This window comes from Burkholderia sp. LFS061 (genome assembly GCF_047978125.1).
Taxonomy (GTDB): domain Bacteria; phylum Pseudomonadota; class Gammaproteobacteria; order Burkholderiales; family Burkholderiaceae; genus Burkholderia; species Burkholderia pyrrocinia_C.
In genome coordinates this window covers 116,458-136,860 of the sequence record NZ_JBFPFS010000012.1, presented here as the reverse complement: position 1 = coordinate 136,860, position 20,403 = coordinate 116,458, and the positions used below count along the sequence as shown (strand labels likewise).

The following is a 20,403-nucleotide window of genomic DNA, read 5'->3' as shown; positions in this document are numbered from 1 at the left end:
TGCTGCACGCACCCGTTTTTTCGACTCGAACCTTACCCGATGGATGCTGCAATGAACGCCGCCCCTGCCTGCCCGCAATGCGCGATGGAAAACACCTACCCGGACGGCACGCTCTACGTGTGCCCGGACTGCGGTCACGAATGGTCGGCGACGGCCGGTGCCGAAGCCGGCGATGAAGCGGCCGGCGACGTCGTCAGGGACGCGAACGGCAACGTGCTGTCGGACGGCGATTCGGTCGTGCTGATCAAGGACCTGCGCGTGAAGGGCTCGTCGATCACGCTGAAGATGGGCACCAAGGTCAAGAGCATCCGGATCGTCGGCGGCGATCACGAAGTCGACTGCAAGACGGACGCCGGCGGCTTCATGCTGAAGGCCTGTTTCCTGAAAAAGGTGTGATTGCGCGCGTGCGCCGCCGCGGCGGCGCTTCGTTCGCGCGGCCGGCCGCCCGTGCTTCGAGCGGCTTCGACTGTTTGACTACCCGGGCATAACAAGCATGGCAGAGGATCGAACCTCCTACGATGCGTTCGTCAGATTCCTGTCGACGCCGTTGCGCGATGGCCGGCCGTTCGTGCTGGAGACGCGCCATGCGGTGTCGCTGCACTTCGATCATCTCGCCACGCAGAGCTTCATGTCGCTGAAGAATCCGGCCGCGCTCGCGCTCGGCTATACGCGCGTGATGATGGGCTTCCTGCTGCTGCAGCCCGCGCCCGCGCGCATCTGCATGCTCGGGCTCGGCGGCGGCTCGCTGGCGAAATACTGCCACCGGCATCTGCCCGATACGGCGATCGATGCGGTCGAGATCAATCCCGAGGTGATCGCGCTGCGCGACGTGTTCAGGATTCCTGCGGACGATGCGCGCTTCAGGGTGGTGTGTGCCGACGGCGCAGACTACATGACGGAGGCGGACGTGCGCACGGACGTGATCCTGCACGACGCGTTCGTCGCCGAAGGCATGCCGGGCCGGTGCGCGAGTGCCGCCTTCTTCGCGGCGTGCCGCGAGCGGCTGAACGACGCGGGCGTGCTCGCGATCAACTTCACCGACGACGATCCGGCGCTGCCGCTGTACCTTGAGCGGCTGCGCGCCGTGTTCGGTGCGTCGTATGCGCTGGTCCCGTGCGGTGACGACAACAACTTCATCGCGTTCGCATGGAAGGGCAGCGATCGCTTGCCGTCGTTGCGCATCCTGCTCGAGCGCGCGCTTCAGTTCGCCGTTGCCGGCGAACTGAAGCTGGCTTCCACGGCCCGGCGGCTGAAGAGCGGCGCGGGCATCGATCCGGCGCGGCTGGTCTGGCGCGAGCAAGCGCCCGGGAGCTGGGAAATCGGGGCTTGACCGGCGGTTACTTCATGCGCTTGCCGAGCGGGCTCTTGGTCTTGTAGGTCACGCCGTGATGCTCGAGATACTCGCGGATCAACTGACGTACGACTTGCGACGGCGTGAGATCCTGCGCCGCGCAGAGCATCTCGAATGCTTCCTTCTTGGCGGGATCGATCAGGACGGTCAGGCGGGCGGTTTTCGTTTCCATTGCGCGGACAGGTCGGCGGATATGTTAATCAAATTATAATACATCTGCTTTCGGCGTCACGGCCGAAACGGGTTGTCCGGCCGGTTGCCGTGCGGTCCGGTCATCCATCCGGGCGGCCCGCCGGGATGCGCCCGCGCGGGTCGGGTTTCGCGCCGGCTCAGGGCCGGCGATCGAGCCGGCAGAACCAGGTCAGCACGTCGTCGGCCACGGGCACGATCGCGAGCATGACGAGCATGCCGGCGAGCGGTACCGTCGACACGTAACCGACATACTTGAAGCCGATTGCGCCGGCCAGGCCGCCGACGAAGAACGACGCCAGCATCGTGGCGTGAATCCTCAGCTTCGCGCGGTTGGCGACAACCGCGTGCATGTCCACGTCGACGGCCGAGCGGTTCCAGTAAAACAGCTTGCCCAGTTCGATGCCGAGGTCGGTCACGATGCCGGTCATGTGCGTCGTGCGGATCTCCGCGCCCGACAGCTTCGTGATCATCGCGTTTTGCAGCCCCATGATGAAGCACAGCAGGATCACGGTCACGGGCACGAAGAACGCCTCCCACAGCGCCAGGTGGCTGCCGAGCAGCCCGAACAGCAGGAGCAGCACGGCCTCGACCAGCAGCGGCAGCACGTACTGGCTCTGCAGGCCGCGGCGGCGCCCCCAGTTGACGAGCACCGCCGAGCAGCCGGCGCCGACGAGAAACGACGCCAGCGAACTGATGCCGGCCAGCGCGAGCGGAATGTCGCCGAGCGCCGCCTGGTCGGCGATCGCCGACACGATGCCGCTCATGTGCGACGTGTATTGCCTGACCGCAAGGAAGCCGCCCGCGTTGGTCGCGCCGGCGACGAACGCGAGCGAAAAGCCGAGCTGGCGGTTCGCGGTTGCGCTGCGGTGTTTACCCGTCAGGCTTCGAAAGTACTGCGCTGGCATAGGGGCTTCGCTCAATAGCCGGGATCGCGGGCGCGGACGTGCCGGACGGCGCCCTTCGGGCCGAACGGGCGGCCCGCGAAGGCGCCGGCTTCCTCGAATCATGTGGCTTGTATGATAATGCCATTATCATATCCTGTTAGCCAGCTTTGGCTTTCGATGCAATAATGCAAGTGGAGCCGGCGCGCCTGCCGTCGCCGTTCCATGCCCCCGTTCAACCCGAGCGTACTGGAGACAATCCGGATGGCACCCGTGCCGGTCGTCCATTTCGTGCTGCTGGTCGTGGCTGCCTGGCTCGCGATCGGCGCGCTGGGGCTCGGGGCGCTGCATCGCACGCGGGTCGTCGCGCACGGGCTGTTTCCGCTCGGTGCGCTGGGCGGGCTGCTGCTGTCGGCCGCGGGGCTCGCGGGCGTGTTTGCCGAGCCGTCCGTCGCGGTGCTGCCGATCGGGCTGCCCGACCTGCCGTTCCATCTGCGGCTCGACCGCCTGTCCGGCTATTTCCTGTTCGTGCTCGGCCTCGTCAGCGCCGGGATCGGCGCGTTTTCCGCCGGCTACTTCCGCAAGGGCGAGGGCGCCGCGCCCGGGCTCATCTGCTGCGAATATCACGTGTGCGTCGCGAGCATCGCGCTCGTGCTCGTCGCGGACGACGCGTACGCGTTCATGGTCGCGTGGGAAACGCTGACGCTGTCCGCGACCTTCCTCGTGATGACCAATCACCGGATCGGCGAAATCCGCCGTGCGGGCTACCTGTATTTCCTGATTTCGCATGTCGGCGCGCTCGCGCTGCTGCTGTGCTTCGGCATCCTGCAGGCGCGCACCGGCGATTACACGTTCGCGAACATGCGCACCCAGTCGCTCGATGCAACCTGGGCGTCGCTCGCGTTCCTGCTCGCGCTCGTCGGCTTCGGCGCGAAGGCGGGCGTATTTCCGCTGCATGTGTGGCTGCCCGATGCGCATCCGGCCGCACCGTCCCCCGTGTCGGCGCTCCTGAGCGGGTTCGTGCTGAAGGTGGGGCTGTACGGGCTGCTGCGCACCGTGTTCGACCTGCTGCACGTGCAGATCGCGTGGTGGGGCGTGCTGCTGCTCGTGCTCGGCGGCGGCACCGCGCTGCTCGGCGTGGTCTTCAGCACGATTCAGGTCGACATGAAGCGCCTGCTCGCCTATTCGTCGATCGACAACATCGGCCTGATGTTCGTGTCGCTCGGGCTCGCGGTGCTGTTTCGCGCGTTCGGCATGACGACCCTGGCGGCGCTCGCGCTGACCGCGATGCTCTATCAGGTCGTCGCGCATGCGGCATACAAGAGCCTGCTGTTCCTGGGGACGGGCGCCGTGCTGCACGCCACCGGCGAGCGCAATCTCGGCAAGCTCGGCGGGTTGATCCGTTTCATGCCGTGGACGGCCTGGGCCGTGCTCGCTGGCGTCGCGGCGAGCGCGGGCCTGCCGCCGATGAGCGGTTTCGTCGCGGAGTGGCTGTTGCTGCAGGCGTTTCTGTTTACGCCGGGCCTGCCGGATTCGGTGCTGGCGATGACGGTGCCGATCGCGGCCGCGCTGGTGGCGATGTCGGCCGCGCTCGCCGGCTACACGATGGTCAAGTTCTTCGGCATCGTGTTTCTCGGGCAGCCGAGGGAAGCCAAACTGAGCCGCGCCCGCGACGCGAATGCGTGGGAGCGGCTCGCGTTCTGCTGGTTCGCGGCGCTCAGCGTGCTGCTCGGGCTGATGCCCGCGCAGTTCGTCAAGCTGCTGGATCCGGTCACGCGCGGGCTCGTCGGCGCCGGCGTCGGCGCGGACAATCACGGCTGGCTGCTGCTCGTGCCGGTGTCGACCGCGCGCGCAAGCTACATGCCGGCCGTGTTCATGCTGTTTTTCGTCGCGTGCTGCGGGCTTGCGTGGCTGCTGGTGCGGCGCTTCTACCACGGCCGGCTGCGCCGCGCCGCGCCGTGGGGTTGCGGTTTCCCGTTTCCGACCACGCGGATGCAGGACACGGCCGAGGGGTTCGGGCAGCCTATCCGCGAGATCTTCGCGCCGCTGCTGCGCATCGAGCGGCAGGTGCCGTCGCCGTTCGACGCGCAGCCCGCGTACCGGGTGTCGGTCGCCGATCGCACCTGGCTGCTCTACGAGCGCATCGCGGCGATCACGCTGCGCGCGGCCGAATGGGCGGGCCGGCTGCAGACAGGCCGGATCGCCGTCTACCTGACCTACAGCTTCGCGGTGCTGATCCTGCTCCTGATGCTGGTGAGAAGATGGTGACCGTCTCCGGCGTGGCATCGCAGATCCTCGAGATCGTGGTGGCGCTCGCCGCCGCGCCGCTGCTGTCCGGCTGGATCAACCAGTGCCGCGCGTGGCTGCAGAACCGGCGCGCGCCGTCGGTCTGGCAGCCGTACCGGATGCTCCACAAGCTGTTCAACAAGGAATCGGTCGTCGCGCACGGCGCGAGCGCGGTGTTCCGCGGCGCGCCCTACGTCGTCTGGGCCGCGATGACGCTCGCGTGCGCGATCGTGCCGACGCTGTCGACGGAGCTGCCGCTGTCGCCCGCCGCGGACGCGATCGCGCTCGTCGGCCTGTTCGCGCTCGCGCGCGTCGCGCTGTCGCTCGCCGCGATGGACATCGGCACGGCATTTGGCACGCTCGGCGCGCGGCGCGAGATGCTGATCGGCTTTCTCGCGGAGCCGGCGCTGCTGATGGTCCTGCTGTCCGCGTCGCTGATCACGCAGTCGACGCTGCTGACGAGCATCGTCGGCACGCTCGGGCGCGGCGAGCTCACGCTCTATCCGAGCCTGGCGTTTGCCGGCATCGCGTTCACGCTGGTGTCGCTCGCCGAAAACGCACGGCTGCCCGTCGACAATCCGGCCACCCATCTCGAACTGACGATGATCCACGAGGCGCTGCTGCTCGAATACTCGGGGCGTCATCTCGCGCTGATGGAATGGGCGGCGAGCCTCAAGCTGTTCGCCTATTCGTGCATCGGCCTCGCGCTGTTCGTCCCGTGGGGCATTGCCGAGGCGGGTAATCCGCTCGCGCTGCTGCTGGCGGTGCCGGTGCTGTTCGTCAAGCTGATGGCGGGCGGCGCGGCGCTCGCCGCGGTCGAGACCGTCAATGCGAAGATGCGGCTGTTCAGGGTGCCCGAGTTTCTCGCCACCGCGTTCCTGCTCGCGGTGATCGGCATGCTCGTGCACATCCTGCTGGGGGCGTGAATGCACGGCTACGCGACGCAACTGATCAACTTCCTGGCGGCGCTGCTGCTGATCCTGTCGTTCGCGATGCTGAGCCAGCGACGCACGCTGTCGCTGATCCATCTCTATACGCTGCAGGGCGTCGCGCTCGTGTCGGCCAACCTGATTCTCGGCGTGCTGACGGGCGACGCGCACCTGTTCGTGTCCGCCGGGCTGACGCTCGTGCTGAAGGTCGGCGTGATCCCGTGGCTCCTGTATCGGCTCGTGCGCCGGCTCGACGTGCGCGCCGACGTCGAACCGCTCATCAATATCCCGACCACGCAGCTGATCGGCATCGTGCTGGTGATCGTCGCGTTCAACGTCGCTTCGCCGATCAGCCAGCTCGCGACCTCGGTCGCGCGCGGCGCGCTCGGCATCGCGCTCGCCTGCGTGCTGCTGTCGTTCATGGCGATGATCACGCGCGCCAAGGCGATTCCGCAGGTGATCGGCTTCCTGTCGATGGAGAACGGGCTGTTTTTCGCGGCGACGGCCGCGACCAACGGGATGCCGATGATCGTCGAGCTCGGCATCGGGCTCGACGTGCTGGTCGGCATCCTGATCCTGGGCGTGTTCATGTTCCAGATCCGCGAGCAGTTCGACAGCCTGGACATCCATCACCTCGAGACGCTCAAAGATGAATGAGGCCCATGTCGTGCTTGCCGTGCTCGGCCTGCCGCTCGCGGCCGCCGCGACGCTCGCGTGCGTGCGGTCCAGCCGCGTCGCGCGCAACCTGAACGCCGGCTTCAGTTTCGCGACGTTCGCGGCGACGCTCGCGCTCGCCGCGCACACCGTCGAAAACGGCCCGTCGAGCGTGTTCGACGGCGCGTTCTTCGTCGATCCGCTCAACGTCTACCTGGTCGCGCTGACCGCGTTCGTCGGCTGGACGACGTCGTTGTTCTCGCGTCCGTACATGCAGGTCGAGGAGGATCGCGGCCGGATGACGGCCGCGCGGATGCGGCTCTATCACGCGATGTATCAGCTCTTCATGTTCGCGATGCTGCTCGCGCTGCTGACCGACAACCTCGGCGTGCTGTGGGTCGCGATGGAGGCGGCGACGCTGGCGACCGTGCTGCTCGTCAGCGTCTACCGGACGGCCGCGAGCCTCGAGGCCGCGTGGAAGTATTTCATCCTGTGCGGCGTAGGCATCGCGCAGGCGCTGTTCGGCACGATCCTGCTGTACCTCGCCGCAAGCCGGCAGCTGGCCGGCGGGGATGCGCTGCTGTGGACGAGCCTCGTCGCGGTCAAGGCGCACCTCGACCCGACCATCGTGTCGATCGCCTTCGTGTTCCTGCTCGTCGGCTACGGCACGAAGGTCGGCCTCGTGCCGATGCACAGCTGGCTGCCGGACGCGCATGCCGAAGGCCCGACGCCGATTTCGGCGGTGCTGTCCGGCTTGCTGCTGAACGTCGCGCTGTATGCGGTACTGCGCTGCAAGGTGCTGGCCGACGGGGCGCTCGGCAACGGGCTGCCGGGGCGGCTGCTGGTCGGGTTCGGGCTCGTGTCGGTGCTGGTCGCGTCGTTCTCGCTGTTCCGGCAGAAGGACGTGAAGCGGCTGTTCTCGTATTCGTCGATCGAGCACATGGGGCTGGTGACGTTCGCCTTCGGCCTCGGCGGCCCGGTCGCGACTTTCGCCGGATTGCTGCACATGACGGTGCACTCGCTCGTCAAGTCGGCGATCTTCTTCGCGGTCGGCCATGCGGCGCAGAAGGCCGGCACGCAGGCGATCGACGGCATTCGCGGGCTGCTGCAGGTCAGCCCGACCGTCGGCTGGGGGATGATGCTCGGCACGCTCGCGATTCTCGGCCTGCCGCCGTTCGGCGTGTTCGCGAGCGAATTCCTGATCCTGACGACCGCGATGAATACGCTGCCGTGGACGGCGCCGCTGCTGCTGCTCGGGCTCGCCGTCGCCTTCGCGGCGATCTTTTCGCGCGTGCAGCGGATGGTGTTCGGCGGCACGACGACGGCGAAACCGCTCGGACACCGGCCGGCGCTGTTGCCGGTGTTCGTCCATCTGGCGCTCGGCCTGATGCTCGGCCTGTACGTGCCGCCTTATCTGGCGACCTGGTATCGCCAGGCCGCGACGATGCTGGCGGGGTGACGCATGCGACTCGAATCGATACCCCTGGAGGCCGCGGTCCCGCTCGAATGCCGGGCGGGCCAGGTGCGCGCTGCGCTGATGGAAGTCGACCCGGCGGGGTGGCTCGAGACGGCGCGCGTCGCACGGTCGGAGCGGAGCCGGCTCGTCGCGATGTGGGGCGGCGAAGCGCGCGACGCGGGTTTCGCGGTGAATGCCGCGTACGAATGCGACGACGGCATCCTGTGGGTGCGTCTCGCGACCGGGAGGCAGCCCGACGCCGGCGGGGATTTCCCCGACCTGGCGCCGCTGTTTCCGTCCGCCGCCCGGATGCAGCGGGCGATCTTCGACCTGACCGGCCTGAGCGCGCGCGGCGCGCAGGACGCGCGGCCGTGGCTCAATCACGGCAACTGGCCCGACGACTATTTCCCGCTGCAACGATCGGCGACCGGTGTCGAGGCGTTCGAATCGAACGAGGCGAACTACCGGTTCGTGCCGGTGGCCGGCGACGGCGTGCACGAGATCGCGGTCGGGCCCATCCACGCCGGCATCATCGAGCCGGGACATTTCCGGTTTTCGGTCGTCGGAGAGAAGGTGCTGCGCCTCGAGGAACGCCTCGGCTACGCGCATCGCGGCGTCGAGCGACTGTTCGAGCGGACGGCCGCGTCGAACGGCCATCGGGTCGCGGGCCGGATCGCCGGCGATTCGACCGTCGCGTTCTCGTGGGCCTATTGCATGGCGCTCGAGCACGCGTGCCGCACCGCAGTGCCGAAGCGCGCGCTGTATCTGCGCGCGCTCCTGCTCGAACGCGAACGCGTGGCGAATCACCTGGGCGATCTCGGCGCGCTCGGCAACGACGCCGGGTTCGGGTTCGGTCTCGCGCAGTTTTCCCGGCTCAAGGAGGACTGGGTCCGGATGAACGATCGCGCGTTCGGGCATCGATACCTGATGGACCGGATCGTGCCCGGCGGCGTGGCGGTCGACGTCGGGCACGACAGCGTCGCGAGCCTGTCGGACGCGTGCGAACGCATCGAACATGACGTGCGCGTCATGCGGACAATCTACGAAGACCAGTCGGGGCTGCAGGACCGGTTCGTGGGCACCGGCAGATTGACCGCCGAGGTCGCCGCGCACTTCGGCGTGCGCGGCCTGGCCGCCCGCGCCAGCGCTCACGCGTTCGACGTGCGCGCGGCGATGCGCTCCGCGCCGTACGACGAGGTCGCCGTCAACGCGGCGAGCGATCCGCGCGGCGATGTTGCCGCACGCGTGGCCGTGCGGTTCGCCGAGATCGACGAATCGGTGCGCGTGATGCGCGTGCTGCTGGCGAATCTGCCGGCGGGCCCGGTCGCCGTCGAGGTGGCGACCGCCGCGGCGCCTGCCCGCGGGATCGGCTGGGTCGAGGGATGGCGCGGCGATATATTCGTCGCGCTCGAGACGGAAGCGGACGACGCGATCGCGCGGTGCCATTGCCACGATCCGTCGTGGCAGAACTGGCCGGCGCTCGAACATGCGATCATCGGCAATATCGTTGCCGATTTTCCGTTGATCAACAAATCGTTCAACCTGAATTACGCGGGGCACGACCTCTGATGTGGCAGCTTATCCGGCAATTTGCGCGCACCGATTTTCCCGACGAGCCCGTGCCGGCCGCGGAGGACGCGTGGCGTCGCGAGGAGGGGCGCATCCGGCAGGACATTCTCGATCTGCTCGGGCGCGCGCTCTGCATCCGGCAGATCGACGCGGGATCCTGCAACGGCTGCGAGCTGGAGATCCATGCGCTGAACAACGCCTACTACAACATCGAGGGGCTCGGCATCAAGTTCGTCGCGAGTCCCCGCCATGCGGACCTGCTGCTCGTGACCGGGCCCGTGACGCTGAACATGCGGGCGGCCGTGCTCGCCGCATACGACGCGACGCCGGCGCCGAAGCTCGTCGTCGCGGCCGGCGAGTGCGCGTGCACGGGCGGCATCTTTGCCGACAGCTATGCGGTGTGCGGCCCGGTTGCGTCGATCCTGCCGGTCGACGTGACGATTCCCGGCTGCCCGCCGCCGCCTCGCGACTTGCTGCGCGGGATCCTGACGGCCTGCCGGGCGCGCGGCGCTTGATGAGGCGGGCCGTGGCGATTTTCAGCGCGTTCGTTCGGGGATCCTGCGTTCATCGTGCCGCGGCAGGGCGTGCGACGCGACGGGCGCCGGGAACGCGGCAGAATCCTGTTTTCATCCCCGCTTTTATCGGCTGGCGAGCCGGATATCCGGCTCGTTCGCCATGACTTCGACTCCTGCTTCATGACACCTGGCAAATTCATTCTTCGCTACACGGCGATCCCTTTCACGGCCATCGTGGCCGTGGTGATCTGGACCGTCATACCATCGTCGAAAGAGATCGATGCGAGACAATATGCGGCGCTGTCGCGTGCGTATGCAGGTTTCCCGCTGCCGTTCCGGCACGAGATCTCGGAAGCGATGGACCACGGCCGGATCAACGACCGGCGCTACCAGGCACTCGTGCGCGATTCGCTGGGCAACGGCGTCGCGCTGGACTGGCCGGCATCAGGCGTCGGCGGCATCGCGGACGAACGACAAAAACTGGCCGAACTGATTCAGGCCGATTCGGATCTTCAAAGGCAACACCCATGAAAACCCTGCTGGTCTCCGTGGCATTCGCGATGATCATCGCGAGCCTGATTTTCGCGCTGTATTTCATGAATCACGATCGCGGCAAGTCCAAGCGAATGGCGTGGTCGCTCGCGGCACGCGTCGGGCTGTCGGTCACGCTGTTTCTGTCGCTGCTGATCGCGTACAAGCTCGGCTGGATCGAACCGACCGGATTGCCGATCGGGCGTTGAGCGGGGCATGCCCCGCTGCATGCGGGGCGTTTTCTCAAATGCAAGTTTGATTCAGTAATCGAGGTGTTGTGATAAGAATACTTATCCCGATGCGATTGATGCGATTGATATGATTGATGCGATTGAAGGCGATTGACGGAATTGCAGCAACGCTTGCGCGGCTGAAGCGGGTTTCGGGTTTCAACAGAAGCGGTAACGACCGGCGCAACGGCGCTAGCTGCCCGACTCGTTGGTCATGTCATGGCGATACGCGCGTGGCGAGCAGCCCACGATGCGCTTGAACGCATGGCCGAACGCGCTATCCGAGTCGTAGCCGAGCGTCTGCGCGATCGCCGATATCGATGCGCTGGAGCGTCTCAGCTCCCGCATCGCGAGCTGTATCCGCCAGCGCAGCACGTATTCGAGCGGCCCGAATCCCAGCCGCCGCTTGAAATGCAGCGCGAACGTCGAACGCGATATGTGGCAGCAGGTCGCGAGTTCGTCGACGGTCCAGCGTCGCGCGGGGGCCGCATGAATGGCGGCAAGCGCCGCGCTCACCCTCGAATCCGCGAACCCGGCGAGCCATCCGACATCGCCGTTCGCGCCGTCGTCCACGTAGCGCCGCAGGATCTGCACCAGCATCATGTGTCCGAGATGCCGAACCATCAACGACCCGCCCGGCGGCGACGCGACGAATTCATGCGCGAGTTGCTGCAGCGCCCAGCGCAGCACGGCCGCCTGCTCGGAGTCGCCGCTCACGACGACCACGGGCGGCAGGCTGCCGAGCAGCAACGGCATGCCCTCTTCGTACGAGAAGCGGCCGCCGATCAGGAAGCAATCCGCCGGCTCGCCATAGTGTGCGATACCGCGATCGACATGCCGGTACACGTCGGCGGCCGGCACCGGCGCGACCGACGGATCGCTCGCCAGCGAAAATGCCCGCGGCGCCGCCAGCAGGAAGCAGTCCCCCGTGCGCAGCCGGATGGGTGGCCCCGCGCCGTCGACGCTCAGCCAGCAGCTCCCTTCGACGACCGCGTTGAACTTGATTCCGTCGGGAGGCGGAATGGCGACCGCCCAATCGCCGCCGGCTCGCAAGCCGATGAAATACGAATCGCGCGTTTCCAGCAGCGACAGCACCTCGGATAGTGGATCCACGCGTTATCTCCGGACGATCTCGACGAAAAACCGGATTCTATTGCATTCACAGTCCGGGTGCGTGATCGGAGAATGACTTCGTGCAGCGACGTGACCGACGGGCGGTCGCGTGCTTCACGCATCGTTCCTGGAGCCTTCAATGACGAGCAGGCAGCAACCCCTTCATTCCGGATTCGGCGCCGCGTCGACGGCAAGCGACGTGCTGGCCGACCTCGACCTCCGCGGCAAAACCGCGATCGTCACGGGCGGGCATTCGGGCCTCGGCCTGGAAACGACGCGCGCGCTGGCGCAGGCCGGCGCGAACGTCGTCGTTGGCGCACGCAACCCCGCTGCCGTGCGCGAAGCGACGCGCGGCTTGCCCGGCGTGGAGATTGCGGCACTCGACCTCGCCGATCTCGCGAGCGTGGCCGCATTCGCCGCGCGGTTCGTCGATGCGCGGCGCGACGTGCATATCGTGATCAACAGCGCGGGCATCATGGCGTGTCCCGAGACGCGGGTCGGCAATGGCCGGGAAGCGCAGATGGCCGTCAATCATCTCGGTCATTACGCACTCGTCAACCGGCTGTGGCCTGCGCTCGCGCACGGCCACGGCGCCCGCGTGGTCGCGGTGTCGTCGCTCGGGCATCGACTGTCGCCGATTCGCTGGGATGACATTCAGTTCGCGCACGGCTACGACAAATGGCTTGCGTACGGACAGTCGAAGACCGCAAACGCGCTGTTTGCGGTGCAACTCGATGTGCTCGGCGCCCGGTTCGGCGTCCGCGCCTATTCGCTGCATCCGGGCAAGATCGCGACGCCGCTGCAGCGACATCTGACACGCGAAGAGATGATGGCGCAAGGCTGGGTGGACGAGCACGGGGCACCCATCGATCCGACTTTCAAGACACCTGCGCAGGGTGCGGCGACGCAGGTATGGGCAGCAACGTCGCCGCGCCTCGCCGGTATCGGCGGCGTCTACTGCGAGGATTGCGACGTCGCGGTGGTCACGCGGGGAAACGAGGAAGCGGGCGTGCGGCCACATGCGATCGATCCCGAGGAGGCGGCACGTCTGTGGACATGGTCGGCGGAATTGACGGGCGTCGATGCCTTTGCGGTGCGCCGCTGACGCAAGTGTTCACGCGGATCAACGCGTTGAAACCGGACGCTGAGCGACACCTTCGGTCGTGCGGCCGATGCGCGAGCGCAGAAAGCCGCTCATCCGCGCGCCTGACGAAGCGCGCGGCTCATCTCCGCGATCGGCATCGAGACAATCGAGTTCAGCAGGCGCATCTCCCCAGCATCCGGGCGGGCGATCTCGCGCACTTCATCGAGTGTCTGCGCGACGCTGCGATCGAGCGGTTCGAGAAAGCGCCGGAGCTCGCTTTCGGCCGCCTTCTCCTTGAGCCCGAGCGCATTGCCGAACGCGATCAGCGCGCCCATGTCGATATCGGAGAACCGCGTCGCCGTGCCGAGCGGCATCGTCAGTTCGCAGTGCGGCCAGTGATCGCCGCGATGGTCGGGCCGGTGCGTGGGCGTGTGATAGACGACCGTGCTGACGATGTCGTAGAACGGCGCAAGCCGGTAGCCGCGCGCGTCGACGAAGAACGACAGGTTTTTCAGGTGCGCGTCGCCATTGCCGACCACCACGTTGAAGATCGTCCAGCGGAACACCGACAGGCGCGCGCGTGCACGCGTGCTGGTCTGCCCGATCGCGCGGCCGAGCTCCTCCGCGTTCGCGCGCTGGTACTTGAAGCCGCGATCGTAGTTCAGCAACTGCATCGCATCGATCGTGTGCAGGCGCCCGGCCGGCTCCGACGCGGTGTCGCGGTCAAAGCGGTCGATCACGTAGCACGCGGACGGCGCGCGAAGAAAATGCACGGCCGGGACGTCGAGGCCCATCCGCTTCGCGAGCTTCATGCAGAAGAATTCGTTGATCGCCGAATGCGGGTAGCCGGCGGCGCGCATGTCCGGCTTCAGCAGATGCATCGACGGCTCGCTGCCGACCGGTTCGAACAGCGCATAGTCCGGCGCGTCGCCGCGCAGGATCAGCAGCAGCTTCTGCTGCGCGCCGGCTGCCGACATGCGCTTGGGCGCGGTGGCCGTCAGTGCGTGCTCGGGCATCGCCTGGATGCGGCGCTCGAGTTCGTCGAGCGCAAGCGGCTGCATGCTGCCGGCCGCTTCCTGCTCGCCTTCGGCCAGCAGCGTGAGCGCGCCGGCCGATTCGCGCCCGAAGTAGGCGAGCAGGCCCCACGCGTCGGCGGCATCGACCTGCGCCTCGCGCGCGAGCGACGTCCGCATGCCTTCTTCGGGCAGCAGGTTGTCGAAGAACCACTGGACCGGGCGATCGGTCGAGCTGTCGGTGAAGGTACCGGCGCGCAGCGCGAACGCGGGCGACAGCGGGTACGCGTGCGGCGAGGCGAGCCACTGCGCGTCGTACGTGAACGACCAGATGCCTTTGTCGTCGGTCAGCCTGCCCATGCGCAATCCGTTCGCGGATGCAATCAACGTTCTAGCCGCCATGGCTGCTCCTGCGGCGTCGAGCGGCCTTGAGCGCGTTTTCCGCCGAAATCTCGATCGACGACTGCGCGAACAGGCTTACGCCGAGCTCGCCGAGCAGCAGCAGCACCTTGCCGATCTGGGCGGTCGGCTTTCCGGCTTCCACCTGGCTGATGAATTTCGGCGAAAGCCCCGTGGCGTTCGCGAGTTCGTCGCGCGTGAACCCCTGCTGGAGCCGCACGGCGCGAATGAGGTTGGCGAGGGCGCCGATCGTGTTGACGGACCGAGTCTCCGGCATGACGTTCTCCGTGCTTCGTATCTGAGCGGGAACAGTATTGCACAATTTGCGGGTTCGGGCATTGATTCGTATTCGTTCGGAAACGAAAGTGCTCAGCAGGTGACTGGATAATTGTTTCGTTCCCGATCGGGAACCGGATGGCATCGAATCGCGGGCGGCGGCACTTCCGTATCCGGGCGGATACGTGATTGGCGCGCACGACGGGGCCGGCCTGCCGCGCGTGCAACCCGGGCACGGGACGGCGTGCATCGGCGCCGACGCGACGTTGTGCTCGTCCGGACCGACATGAGCGTGCACGCCGGTCCGACGATCGTACGGCGCGCGTCAATGCCGCCGTGCAGCGGTCGGCAGCGCGCGTCGACATCGTTGGAATGACCGCGGCACGTCAGTCCATTCCGTGACCCGTCACCCGATCGACATGACTGAAGGTTCCGATCGGACGGTTTCGCGCGCGGCGCAACCGCCCGTTGCCGCACGTATGCCCGAGCAGCGATCTTTATGACCGCGGCAGATAAACGTATCCGAATCGCTTCGTTGACGCATCCCGGCACGCACTCGTAGATTCGCGTTTTGACCGAATCAGGGGCCGTGCCGTGACGACTACCGCCATCCGCGACGCCGCAACGCTTTCCGCCGGGCATCCGCCCGCATCGCGGCCAGGCGGTGCGGCGCAGCGCTTCGACATCGTTCCGTTCGACGCGCCGCTCGGCGCCGAAGTGGTCGGCCTCGACCTGTCGCGGCCGCTGGACGCCGACGGTTTCGCGCGCATCCATCGCGCGCATCTCGACCATCACGTGCTGGTGTTTCGCGACCAGCGCATCACGCCGGACGAGCACGTCGCATTCAGCCGCCGCTTCGGCCCGCTGCAGATCCATGTGCTGCACCAGTTCGCGCTTGCCGGCCACCCGGAGGTGCTGATCGTGTCGAACATCGTCGAGAACGGCAAGCCGATCGGGCTCGGCGACGCGGGCCATTTCTGGCATTCCGACCTGTCGTACAAGGAGAAGCCGAGCCTCGGTTCGCTGCTGCACGCGCAGGAATTGCCGGCGGAGGGCGGCGACACGCTGTTCGCGAACATGCATCTCGCGTGGGACACGCTGCCGGCCCATCTGCGCCGTGCGATCGAAGGGCGGCGCGCCGAGCATACGTATCTCGCGCGCTATGCGGAACTGCAGGCGCGCAGCCCGTGGCGGCCGAACCTGTCGCCCGAGCAGATCGCGCAGGTCGATGCGGTCGTCCATCCGGTCGTGCGCACGCATCCGGAAACGGGCCGCAACGCGCTGTTCGTCAGCGAGCATTTCACGACGCGCATCGTCGGCCTGCCCGACGACGAAAGCCGCGCGCTGCTCGACGAACTGTTCGCGCACAGCGTGCGCGCCGAACACCTGTACCGGCACCGGTGGCGCGAGCACGATCTCGTGTTCTGGGACAACCGTTCGCTGATGCATCTCGCCGCCGGCACGCCCGACCATCTGCGCCGCAAGCTGTACCGCACGACGATCGAAGGCGACGCGCCTTTCTGAGCCGCGTGCCGCGTCATTCTTTCGCCCCATTCCGACCGGAGTTCCGATGTCGTTTTCGTTTTTGCCGGCGCGCCGCGCGCTGGCGGCCACGCTCACCGCCGCGCTCGCGTTTGCGGGCACGCTCGCACCGCATGCCGCGCACGCGGAAGGCCGCATCCGCATCGCCGAGCAGTTCGGCGTCGTCTACCTGATGCTGAACGTCGCGCGCGACCAGCAACTGATCGAAAAGGAAGGGCGCAAGGCCGGCATCGACATCAAGGTCGACTGGGTGCGGCTGTCGGGCGGCGCGGCCGTGAACGACGCGCTGCTGTCCGGCGCGGTCGATATCGCGGGCGCGGGCGTCGGGCCGCTGCTGACCGTGTGGGACCGCACGCGCGGCCGGCAGAACGTGAAGGGCGTCGCGTCGCTCGGCAATTTCCCGTATTACCTCGTGAGCAGCAATCCGAACGTGAAGACGATCGCCGACCTCGGCGCGAAGGACCGCATCGCGGTGCCGGCGGTCGGCGTGTCGGTGCAGTCGCGCGTGCTGCAGTACGCGGCCGCGAAGCAGTGGGGCGACAAGCAGTTCGACAAGCTCGACGCGCTCACGCAGGCGATTCCGCACCCCGACGCGACGGCCGCGATCCTCGCGAACAGCAGCGTGATTACCGGCCACTTCGGCAATCCGCCGTTCCAGGAGCAGGAGCTTGCCGGCAACCCGAATGCGCATATCGTGCTGAACTCCTATGACGTGCTCGGCGGCCCGAGCTCGGCGACCGTGCTGTACGCCACCGAGAAATTCCGCGACGACAACCCGAAGACCTACCGCGCGTTCGTCGCCGCGCTGGCCGACGCCGCGCGGCAGATCGCGGCCGACCCCGAGCGCGCGGCCGATACCTATATCCGCGTGAACGCGTCGAAGATCGATCGTGCGCTGCTGTTGAAGATCCTGCGCAATCCGCAGGTGCAGTTCAAGACCGCGCCGCAGAACACGCTGCCGCTCGCGCAATTCATGCATCGCACCGGCGCGATCCGCAACGAGCCGAAGTCGTGGCGCGACTACTTCTTCGACGATCCGGCAACCGCCGGCGGCAGTTGAGCGGTGCCGCCGCTTCGACGCCGCGATCGACGCTTATGCGTCGGCACGGTTTCGATATGCGCAATCGTTGGTTGGTCCACGCGATGCCCGGCCGTATGTTGACGCTTTACCCGCAAGAGATTCGATCGTGAACGCCACCTCTCCCCGAACCTGGCTGCCGCCGTATGCGGCGCGCGGCGGCGCGTCGCCCGCCGCCCAGGCCGCGCCCGACGCGCGCGCGGCGATCCGGCCCGCGCAGGCCGGCGCGCACAGCGAACGCCTGCTCGCCATCGACCGCGTGAATCTCGAATACCGAAGCGGCGCGCGGATCGTTCGCGCGACGCACCAGGTGAGCTTCGACGTGTACGGCAGCGACCGCTTCGTGCTGCTCGGCCCGTCGGGTTGCGGGAAGTCGACGCTGCTGAAGGCAATTGCCGGCTTCATCGAGCCCGTGTCGGGTTCGATCGCGCTCGACGGCCGGCCCGTGCGCGGGCCGGGGCCCGACCGCATCGTGGTGTTCCAGGAGTTCGACCAGTTGCCGCCTTGGAAGACGGTCGTCGAGAACGTCGCGTTTCCGTTGCGCGCCGCCGCGAAGCTGTCGCGTGCCGAAGCACGCGAACGTGCGCTGCACTATCTCGACAAGGTCGGGCTGGGCGCATTCGCCGAAGCGTATCCGCACACGCTGTCGGGCGGCATGAAGCAGCGCGTCGCGATCGCGCGCGCACTGGCGATGCAGCCGCGCGTGCTGCTGATGGACGAACCGTTCGCCGCGCTCGACGCGCTCACGCGCCGCAAGATGCAGCAGGAACTGTTGCGGCTGTGGGACGAGTTTCGCTTCACGCTGCTGTTCGTCACGCATTCGATCGAGGAAGCGCTCGTCGTCGGCAACCGGATCCTGCTGCTGTCGCCGCATCCGGGCCGCGTGCGCGCGGAACTCAACAGTCACGAGCATTCGCTCGACAGCGTCGACACCGGCGACTTCCGCGACAACGTCGCGCGGATCCATCGCCTGCTGTTCGATACCGATGCAACGAACGCGCCGACGACCGAGGAAGCCGCATCATGAGCACGATCGATCCGGTCCTGCCGCCGCTGCCGCCCGTTCGCGCCGAATACGAACGCACGCTCGACACGCTGCCCGACGCCGAACGCGCGGCGCCGGCCCCGCTGTTGCGCCGCATCGCCGGCGCGGGCTGGTTTCGCCGCAGCGTCATCGCGCTCGTGCTGATCGCCGCATGGGAGATCGTCGCGCGCATCGTCGCGAACGATCTGCTCGTGCCGACCTTCGGCGCGACGCTGGCCGCGTTCGTGCAGGGCATCGAGTCGGGAGAGCTGCTCGTGAAGACGGGCATCTCGATGTCGGTGCTGCTGCGCGGCTACGCGCTGGGCGTGTTCTTCGCGTTCGCGCTGACGTCGCTCGCGGTATCGACGCGCATCGGCCGCGACCTGCTGACGATGCTCACGTCGATGTTCAATCCGCTGCCGTCGATCGCGTTGCTGCCGATCGCGCTGCTGTGGTTCGGGCTCGGCACCGGCAGCCTGCTGTTCGTGCTCGTGCACGCGGTGCTGTGGCCGCTCGCGCTCAGCATGTACACGGGCTTCGCCGGCGTGCCGGCCACGCTGAGGATGGCCGGGCGCAACTACGGCCTCACGGGCCTGCGCCAGATCGCGCTGATCCTCGTGCCGGCCGCGCTGCCGTCGATCCTGTCGGGCCTGCGCGTCGGCTGGGCGTTCGCGTGGCGCACGCTGATCGCGGCCGAGCTCGTGTTCGGCGCGAGCGCGGGGCAGGGCGGGCTCGGCTGGTACATCTTCCAGAACCGCAACGAGTTGTATACCGACCGCGTGTTCGCGGGTCTCGCGGCCGTCATCGTGATCGGCCTGCTCGTCGAGAACCTCGTGTTCGACACGCTCGAACGCGCGACCGTGCGGCGCTGGGGCATCCAGCACTGACGCGATGGTGCGCCGCCATTCCCGGCGCGCGCATAACAAAAGCTGAAATCGGTTTTTCGCGCGCGCCGGGTGCGTCCCTATACTTTGCGATGCCGCGCGTGCGCCGTGTCGCGAATGCCTCGACCACGCGACGCAGCGACGCTCCCGATCTTTTCGCATAAGGAACCGCCGAATGACTGCCCGTGATGCCGTCGACCCGCGCGACGCGTTGCGCGACGCGCTCGCCGCGCTGCCCGATCTCGCGAATGCGATCGGGCAGGATGCCGCGCAACGCGAGGCGCGCCGCGAGCTGCCGTTCGAAGGCTTCGCGATTTTCCGGCGCTCGGCGCTGGGCGTGCTGCGGATTCCTGTGGCGCGCGGCGGCCTCGGAGGCACGCTGGTCGATCTGTTCGACACGATCGCGACGCTGGCCGCGGCCGATTCGAATCTCGCGCACGCGCTGCGCATCCACTACGACATGACCGAGACGCTGCGGCTGTCGCCGCGCACGCCGTTCAACGACGTGCAGCTCGAACGCGCGCTGGCCGGCGCGATCTTCGGCGGTGCATCGACCGAGCGCGGCACGTCGCGGCCCGGCGAGAACACGACCGTACTGCGCCGGGACGGCGCTCATCATCGCGTGACGGGGCGCAAATACTATTCGACGGGCACCGCGTTTGCCGATTTCGCGCGTATCAACGTGGAGAACGAGCGGGGCGACGCGCTCGCCGTGATCATTCCGGTGGCGCGCGACGGCGTGCAGGTGCTCGACGACTGGGACGGGATGGGGCAGCGCATGACCGCGAGCGGCAGCCTGCTGCTCGACGACGTGCAGGTGTTCGCGGACGAAGTGGCCGCGCGCGACGGTTCGTCGCTCGTCGGCCGCCATTGCGGCGCGCTGCGTCAGCTTCATCTCGTCGCGACGGGTGCGGGCATCGTGCGCAACGTGGTCGCCGATGCGCGCCGCTACGTGCTCGCGCACGGCCGCCCGGCGCTGCACAGCCCGGCGCCGACCGCGCGCGACGATCATTTCATCCAGCAGATCGTCGGCGAACTGTCCGCACACAGTCACGCGATCGATGGGCTCGTGCGCGAAAACGCGCGGGCGCTCGACCGCTCCGCCGACGCGATCGAGGCCGGCGACGCCGATGCGCATGTGCTCGTGCTCGACAGCGCGCTCGCGACCGCGCGCACGCAGTTGATCGTCAGCAAGCTCGCGTTGCATGCGGCCGAGCGGCTGTTCGAAGTCGGCGGCGCGTCGGCGACGGCGCGCGAACACAACCTCGATCGGCACTGGCGCAACCTGCGCACGATCTTCAGCCACAACCCGTTGCTGCACAAGGCGCGCGTGATCGGCGACTACGAACTGAACGGCGTGACGACGCACCTGACCGAAGGGCGCGTGTTCTGATCC

The 20,403-nt window shown here is 67.5% G+C and carries 21 protein-coding genes; 16 read left to right on the top strand and 5 right to left on the bottom strand.

Annotated features, from left to right (window positions below; translation table 11 throughout):
- The first annotated feature begins 51 nt into the window (after window positions 1-51).
- Entirely contained in the window at window positions 52-396 is a 345-nt protein-coding gene (locus tag ACNQQL_RS14160) for a zinc ribbon domain-containing protein YjdM (RefSeq protein ID WP_034184663.1), read from the top strand.
- 97 nt (window positions 397-493) lie between these two features.
- Window positions 494-1,330: a fused MFS/spermidine synthase gene (locus ACNQQL_RS14155; protein WP_347064459.1), complete on the top strand. Its 837-nt coding sequence runs from the start codon at window positions 494-496 to the stop codon at window positions 1,328-1,330.
- Between the two features lie 7 nt (window positions 1,331-1,337).
- On the opposite strand, the gene ACNQQL_RS14150 is transcribed toward ACNQQL_RS14155, so the two are convergent.
- Complete coding sequence (locus ACNQQL_RS14150) at window positions 1,338-1,523, bottom strand: ribbon-helix-helix protein, CopG family (RefSeq protein WP_034184418.1); 186 nt, start codon at window positions 1,521-1,523, stop codon at window positions 1,338-1,340.
- A gap of 157 nt (window positions 1,524-1,680) precedes the next feature.
- A complete protein-coding gene (locus ACNQQL_RS14145; RefSeq protein WP_034184417.1) occupies window positions 1,681-2,448 on the bottom strand; it encodes a YoaK family protein in 768 nt (255 codons plus the stop codon).
- Between the two features lie 240 nt (window positions 2,449-2,688).
- On the opposite strand from ACNQQL_RS14145, the gene hyfB reads away from it, so the two are divergent.
- The 8 genes from hyfB (at window position 2,689) to ACNQQL_RS14105 (ending at window position 10,573) form a co-directional block, all read left to right on the top strand.
- Window positions 2,689-4,692, top strand: a complete 2,004-nt coding sequence (gene hyfB, locus ACNQQL_RS14140) for a hydrogenase 4 subunit B (RefSeq protein WP_347064458.1) — start codon at window positions 2,689-2,691, stop codon at window positions 4,690-4,692.
- Window positions 4,686-5,636: a respiratory chain complex I subunit 1 family protein gene (locus ACNQQL_RS14135; RefSeq protein WP_347064457.1), complete on the top strand. Its 951-nt coding sequence runs from the start codon at window positions 4,686-4,688 to the stop codon at window positions 5,634-5,636. Before hyfB ends, ACNQQL_RS14135 begins: the two co-directional genes overlap by 7 nt.
- On the top strand, window positions 5,637-6,296 hold the full coding sequence (locus ACNQQL_RS14130; RefSeq protein ID WP_072437918.1) for a formate hydrogenlyase: 660 nt from the start codon (window positions 5,637-5,639) through the stop codon (window positions 6,294-6,296).
- The gene (locus ACNQQL_RS14125) at window positions 6,289-7,752 is read left to right on the top strand and encodes a hydrogenase 4 subunit F (RefSeq protein WP_347064456.1); all 1,464 of its coding nucleotides are present in this window, start codon (window positions 6,289-6,291) and stop codon (window positions 7,750-7,752) included. The genes ACNQQL_RS14130 and ACNQQL_RS14125 overlap by 8 nt, the downstream gene beginning before the upstream one ends.
- A gap of 3 nt (window positions 7,753-7,755) precedes the next feature.
- Entirely contained in the window at window positions 7,756-9,318 is a 1,563-nt protein-coding gene (locus tag ACNQQL_RS14120) for an NADH-quinone oxidoreductase subunit C (protein WP_347064455.1), read from the top strand.
- Window positions 9,318-9,833, top strand: coding sequence for an NADH-quinone oxidoreductase subunit B family protein (locus tag ACNQQL_RS14115; RefSeq protein ID WP_072437921.1), 516 nt, complete (start codon window positions 9,318-9,320; stop codon window positions 9,831-9,833). The genes ACNQQL_RS14120 and ACNQQL_RS14115 overlap by 1 nt, the downstream gene beginning before the upstream one ends.
- Before the next feature lie 180 nt (window positions 9,834-10,013).
- Window positions 10,014-10,364: a hypothetical protein gene (locus tag ACNQQL_RS14110; protein WP_347064489.1), complete on the top strand. Its 351-nt coding sequence runs from the start codon at window positions 10,014-10,016 to the stop codon at window positions 10,362-10,364.
- A complete protein-coding gene (locus ACNQQL_RS14105) occupies window positions 10,361-10,573 on the top strand; it encodes a twin transmembrane helix small protein (protein ID WP_006489184.1) in 213 nt (70 codons plus the stop codon). Before ACNQQL_RS14110 ends, ACNQQL_RS14105 begins: the two co-directional genes overlap by 4 nt.
- A gap of 213 nt (window positions 10,574-10,786) precedes the next feature.
- Here the strand turns inward: ACNQQL_RS14105 and ACNQQL_RS14100 are convergent, their stop codons facing one another.
- Entirely contained in the window at window positions 10,787-11,707 is a 921-nt protein-coding gene (locus tag ACNQQL_RS14100) for an AraC family transcriptional regulator (protein ID WP_204420733.1), read from the bottom strand.
- 139 nt (window positions 11,708-11,846) lie between these two features.
- Between ACNQQL_RS14100 and ACNQQL_RS14095 the strand changes: the two genes are divergently transcribed.
- Window positions 11,847-12,812 (top strand): SDR family NAD(P)-dependent oxidoreductase, encoded by a 966-nt coding sequence (locus tag ACNQQL_RS14095; protein ID WP_347064454.1) that lies wholly within the window; start codon window positions 11,847-11,849, stop codon window positions 12,810-12,812.
- A gap of 89 nt (window positions 12,813-12,901) precedes the next feature.
- On the opposite strand, the gene ACNQQL_RS14090 is transcribed toward ACNQQL_RS14095, so the two are convergent.
- Both ACNQQL_RS14090 and ACNQQL_RS14085 read right to left on the bottom strand, forming a co-directional pair.
- Entirely contained in the window at window positions 12,902-14,206 is a 1,305-nt protein-coding gene (locus ACNQQL_RS14090; RefSeq protein ID WP_347064453.1) for a HipA domain-containing protein, read from the bottom strand.
- Entirely contained in the window at window positions 14,196-14,480 is a 285-nt protein-coding gene (locus ACNQQL_RS14085) for a helix-turn-helix domain-containing protein (RefSeq protein WP_034184404.1), read from the bottom strand. The genes ACNQQL_RS14090 and ACNQQL_RS14085 overlap by 11 nt, the downstream gene beginning before the upstream one ends.
- A gap of 593 nt (window positions 14,481-15,073) precedes the next feature.
- On the opposite strand from ACNQQL_RS14085, the gene ACNQQL_RS14080 reads away from it, so the two are divergent.
- The 5 genes from ACNQQL_RS14080 to ACNQQL_RS14060 all read left to right on the top strand — a co-directional run bounded on the left by ACNQQL_RS14080 (window position 15,074) and on the right by ACNQQL_RS14060 (window position 20,400).
- A complete protein-coding gene (locus tag ACNQQL_RS14080; protein WP_347064452.1) occupies window positions 15,074-16,003 on the top strand; it encodes a TauD/TfdA family dioxygenase in 930 nt (309 codons plus the stop codon).
- Window positions 16,004-16,049: 46 nt separating this feature from the next.
- Complete coding sequence (locus ACNQQL_RS14075; protein WP_072437928.1) at window positions 16,050-17,081, top strand: ABC transporter substrate-binding protein; 1,032 nt, start codon at window positions 16,050-16,052, stop codon at window positions 17,079-17,081.
- A gap of 67 nt (window positions 17,082-17,148) precedes the next feature.
- A complete protein-coding gene (locus ACNQQL_RS14070; protein WP_347064451.1) occupies window positions 17,149-18,126 on the top strand; it encodes an ABC transporter ATP-binding protein in 978 nt (325 codons plus the stop codon).
- Window positions 18,123-19,010, top strand: coding sequence for an ABC transporter permease (locus tag ACNQQL_RS14065; protein ID WP_175961694.1), 888 nt, complete (start codon window positions 18,123-18,125; stop codon window positions 19,008-19,010). Before ACNQQL_RS14070 ends, ACNQQL_RS14065 begins: the two co-directional genes overlap by 4 nt.
- A gap of 172 nt (window positions 19,011-19,182) precedes the next feature.
- Window positions 19,183-20,400 carry an acyl-CoA dehydrogenase family protein gene (locus tag ACNQQL_RS14060; protein WP_347064450.1) on the top strand — a complete coding sequence of 406 codons (1,218 nt, stop codon included), beginning with the start codon at window positions 19,183-19,185 and terminating at the stop codon, window positions 20,398-20,400.
- Window positions 20,401-20,403 lie beyond the last annotated feature (3 nt).

Coding starts and splice junctions, on each gene's coding strand:
- ACNQQL_RS14095 (WP_347064454.1), top strand. CDS start 11,847: ATGACGAGCAGGCAGCAACCCCTTCATTCCGGATTCGGCGCCGCGTCG.
- ACNQQL_RS14110 (WP_347064489.1), top strand. CDS start 10,014: ATGACACCTGGCAAATTCATTCTTCGCTACACGGCGATCCCTTTCACG.
- ACNQQL_RS14135 (WP_347064457.1), top strand. CDS start 4,686: ATGGTGACCGTCTCCGGCGTGGCATCGCAGATCCTCGAGATCGTGGTG.
- ACNQQL_RS14125 (WP_347064456.1), top strand. CDS start 6,289: ATGAATGAGGCCCATGTCGTGCTTGCCGTGCTCGGCCTGCCGCTCGCG.
- ACNQQL_RS14085 (WP_034184404.1), bottom strand. CDS start 14,480: ATGCCGGAGACTCGGTCCGTCAACACGATCGGCGCCCTCGCCAACCTC.
- hyfB (WP_347064458.1), top strand. CDS start 2,689: ATGGCACCCGTGCCGGTCGTCCATTTCGTGCTGCTGGTCGTGGCTGCC.
- ACNQQL_RS14060 (WP_347064450.1), top strand. CDS start 19,183: ATGACTGCCCGTGATGCCGTCGACCCGCGCGACGCGTTGCGCGACGCG.
- ACNQQL_RS14150 (WP_034184418.1), bottom strand. CDS start 1,523: ATGGAAACGAAAACCGCCCGCCTGACCGTCCTGATCGATCCCGCCAAG.
- ACNQQL_RS14115 (WP_072437921.1), top strand. CDS start 9,318: ATGTGGCAGCTTATCCGGCAATTTGCGCGCACCGATTTTCCCGACGAG.
- ACNQQL_RS14090 (WP_347064453.1), bottom strand. CDS start 14,206: ATGGCGGCTAGAACGTTGATTGCATCCGCGAACGGATTGCGCATGGGC.
- ACNQQL_RS14160 (WP_034184663.1), top strand. CDS start 52: ATGAACGCCGCCCCTGCCTGCCCGCAATGCGCGATGGAAAACACCTAC.
- ACNQQL_RS14145 (WP_034184417.1), bottom strand. CDS start 2,448: ATGCCAGCGCAGTACTTTCGAAGCCTGACGGGTAAACACCGCAGCGCA.
- ACNQQL_RS14130 (WP_072437918.1), top strand. CDS start 5,637: ATGCACGGCTACGCGACGCAACTGATCAACTTCCTGGCGGCGCTGCTG.
- ACNQQL_RS14155 (WP_347064459.1), top strand. CDS start 494: ATGGCAGAGGATCGAACCTCCTACGATGCGTTCGTCAGATTCCTGTCG.
- ACNQQL_RS14120 (WP_347064455.1), top strand. CDS start 7,756: ATGCGACTCGAATCGATACCCCTGGAGGCCGCGGTCCCGCTCGAATGC.
- ACNQQL_RS14105 (WP_006489184.1), top strand. CDS start 10,361: ATGAAAACCCTGCTGGTCTCCGTGGCATTCGCGATGATCATCGCGAGC.
- ACNQQL_RS14065 (WP_175961694.1), top strand. CDS start 18,123: ATGAGCACGATCGATCCGGTCCTGCCGCCGCTGCCGCCCGTTCGCGCC.
- ACNQQL_RS14075 (WP_072437928.1), top strand. CDS start 16,050: ATGTCGTTTTCGTTTTTGCCGGCGCGCCGCGCGCTGGCGGCCACGCTC.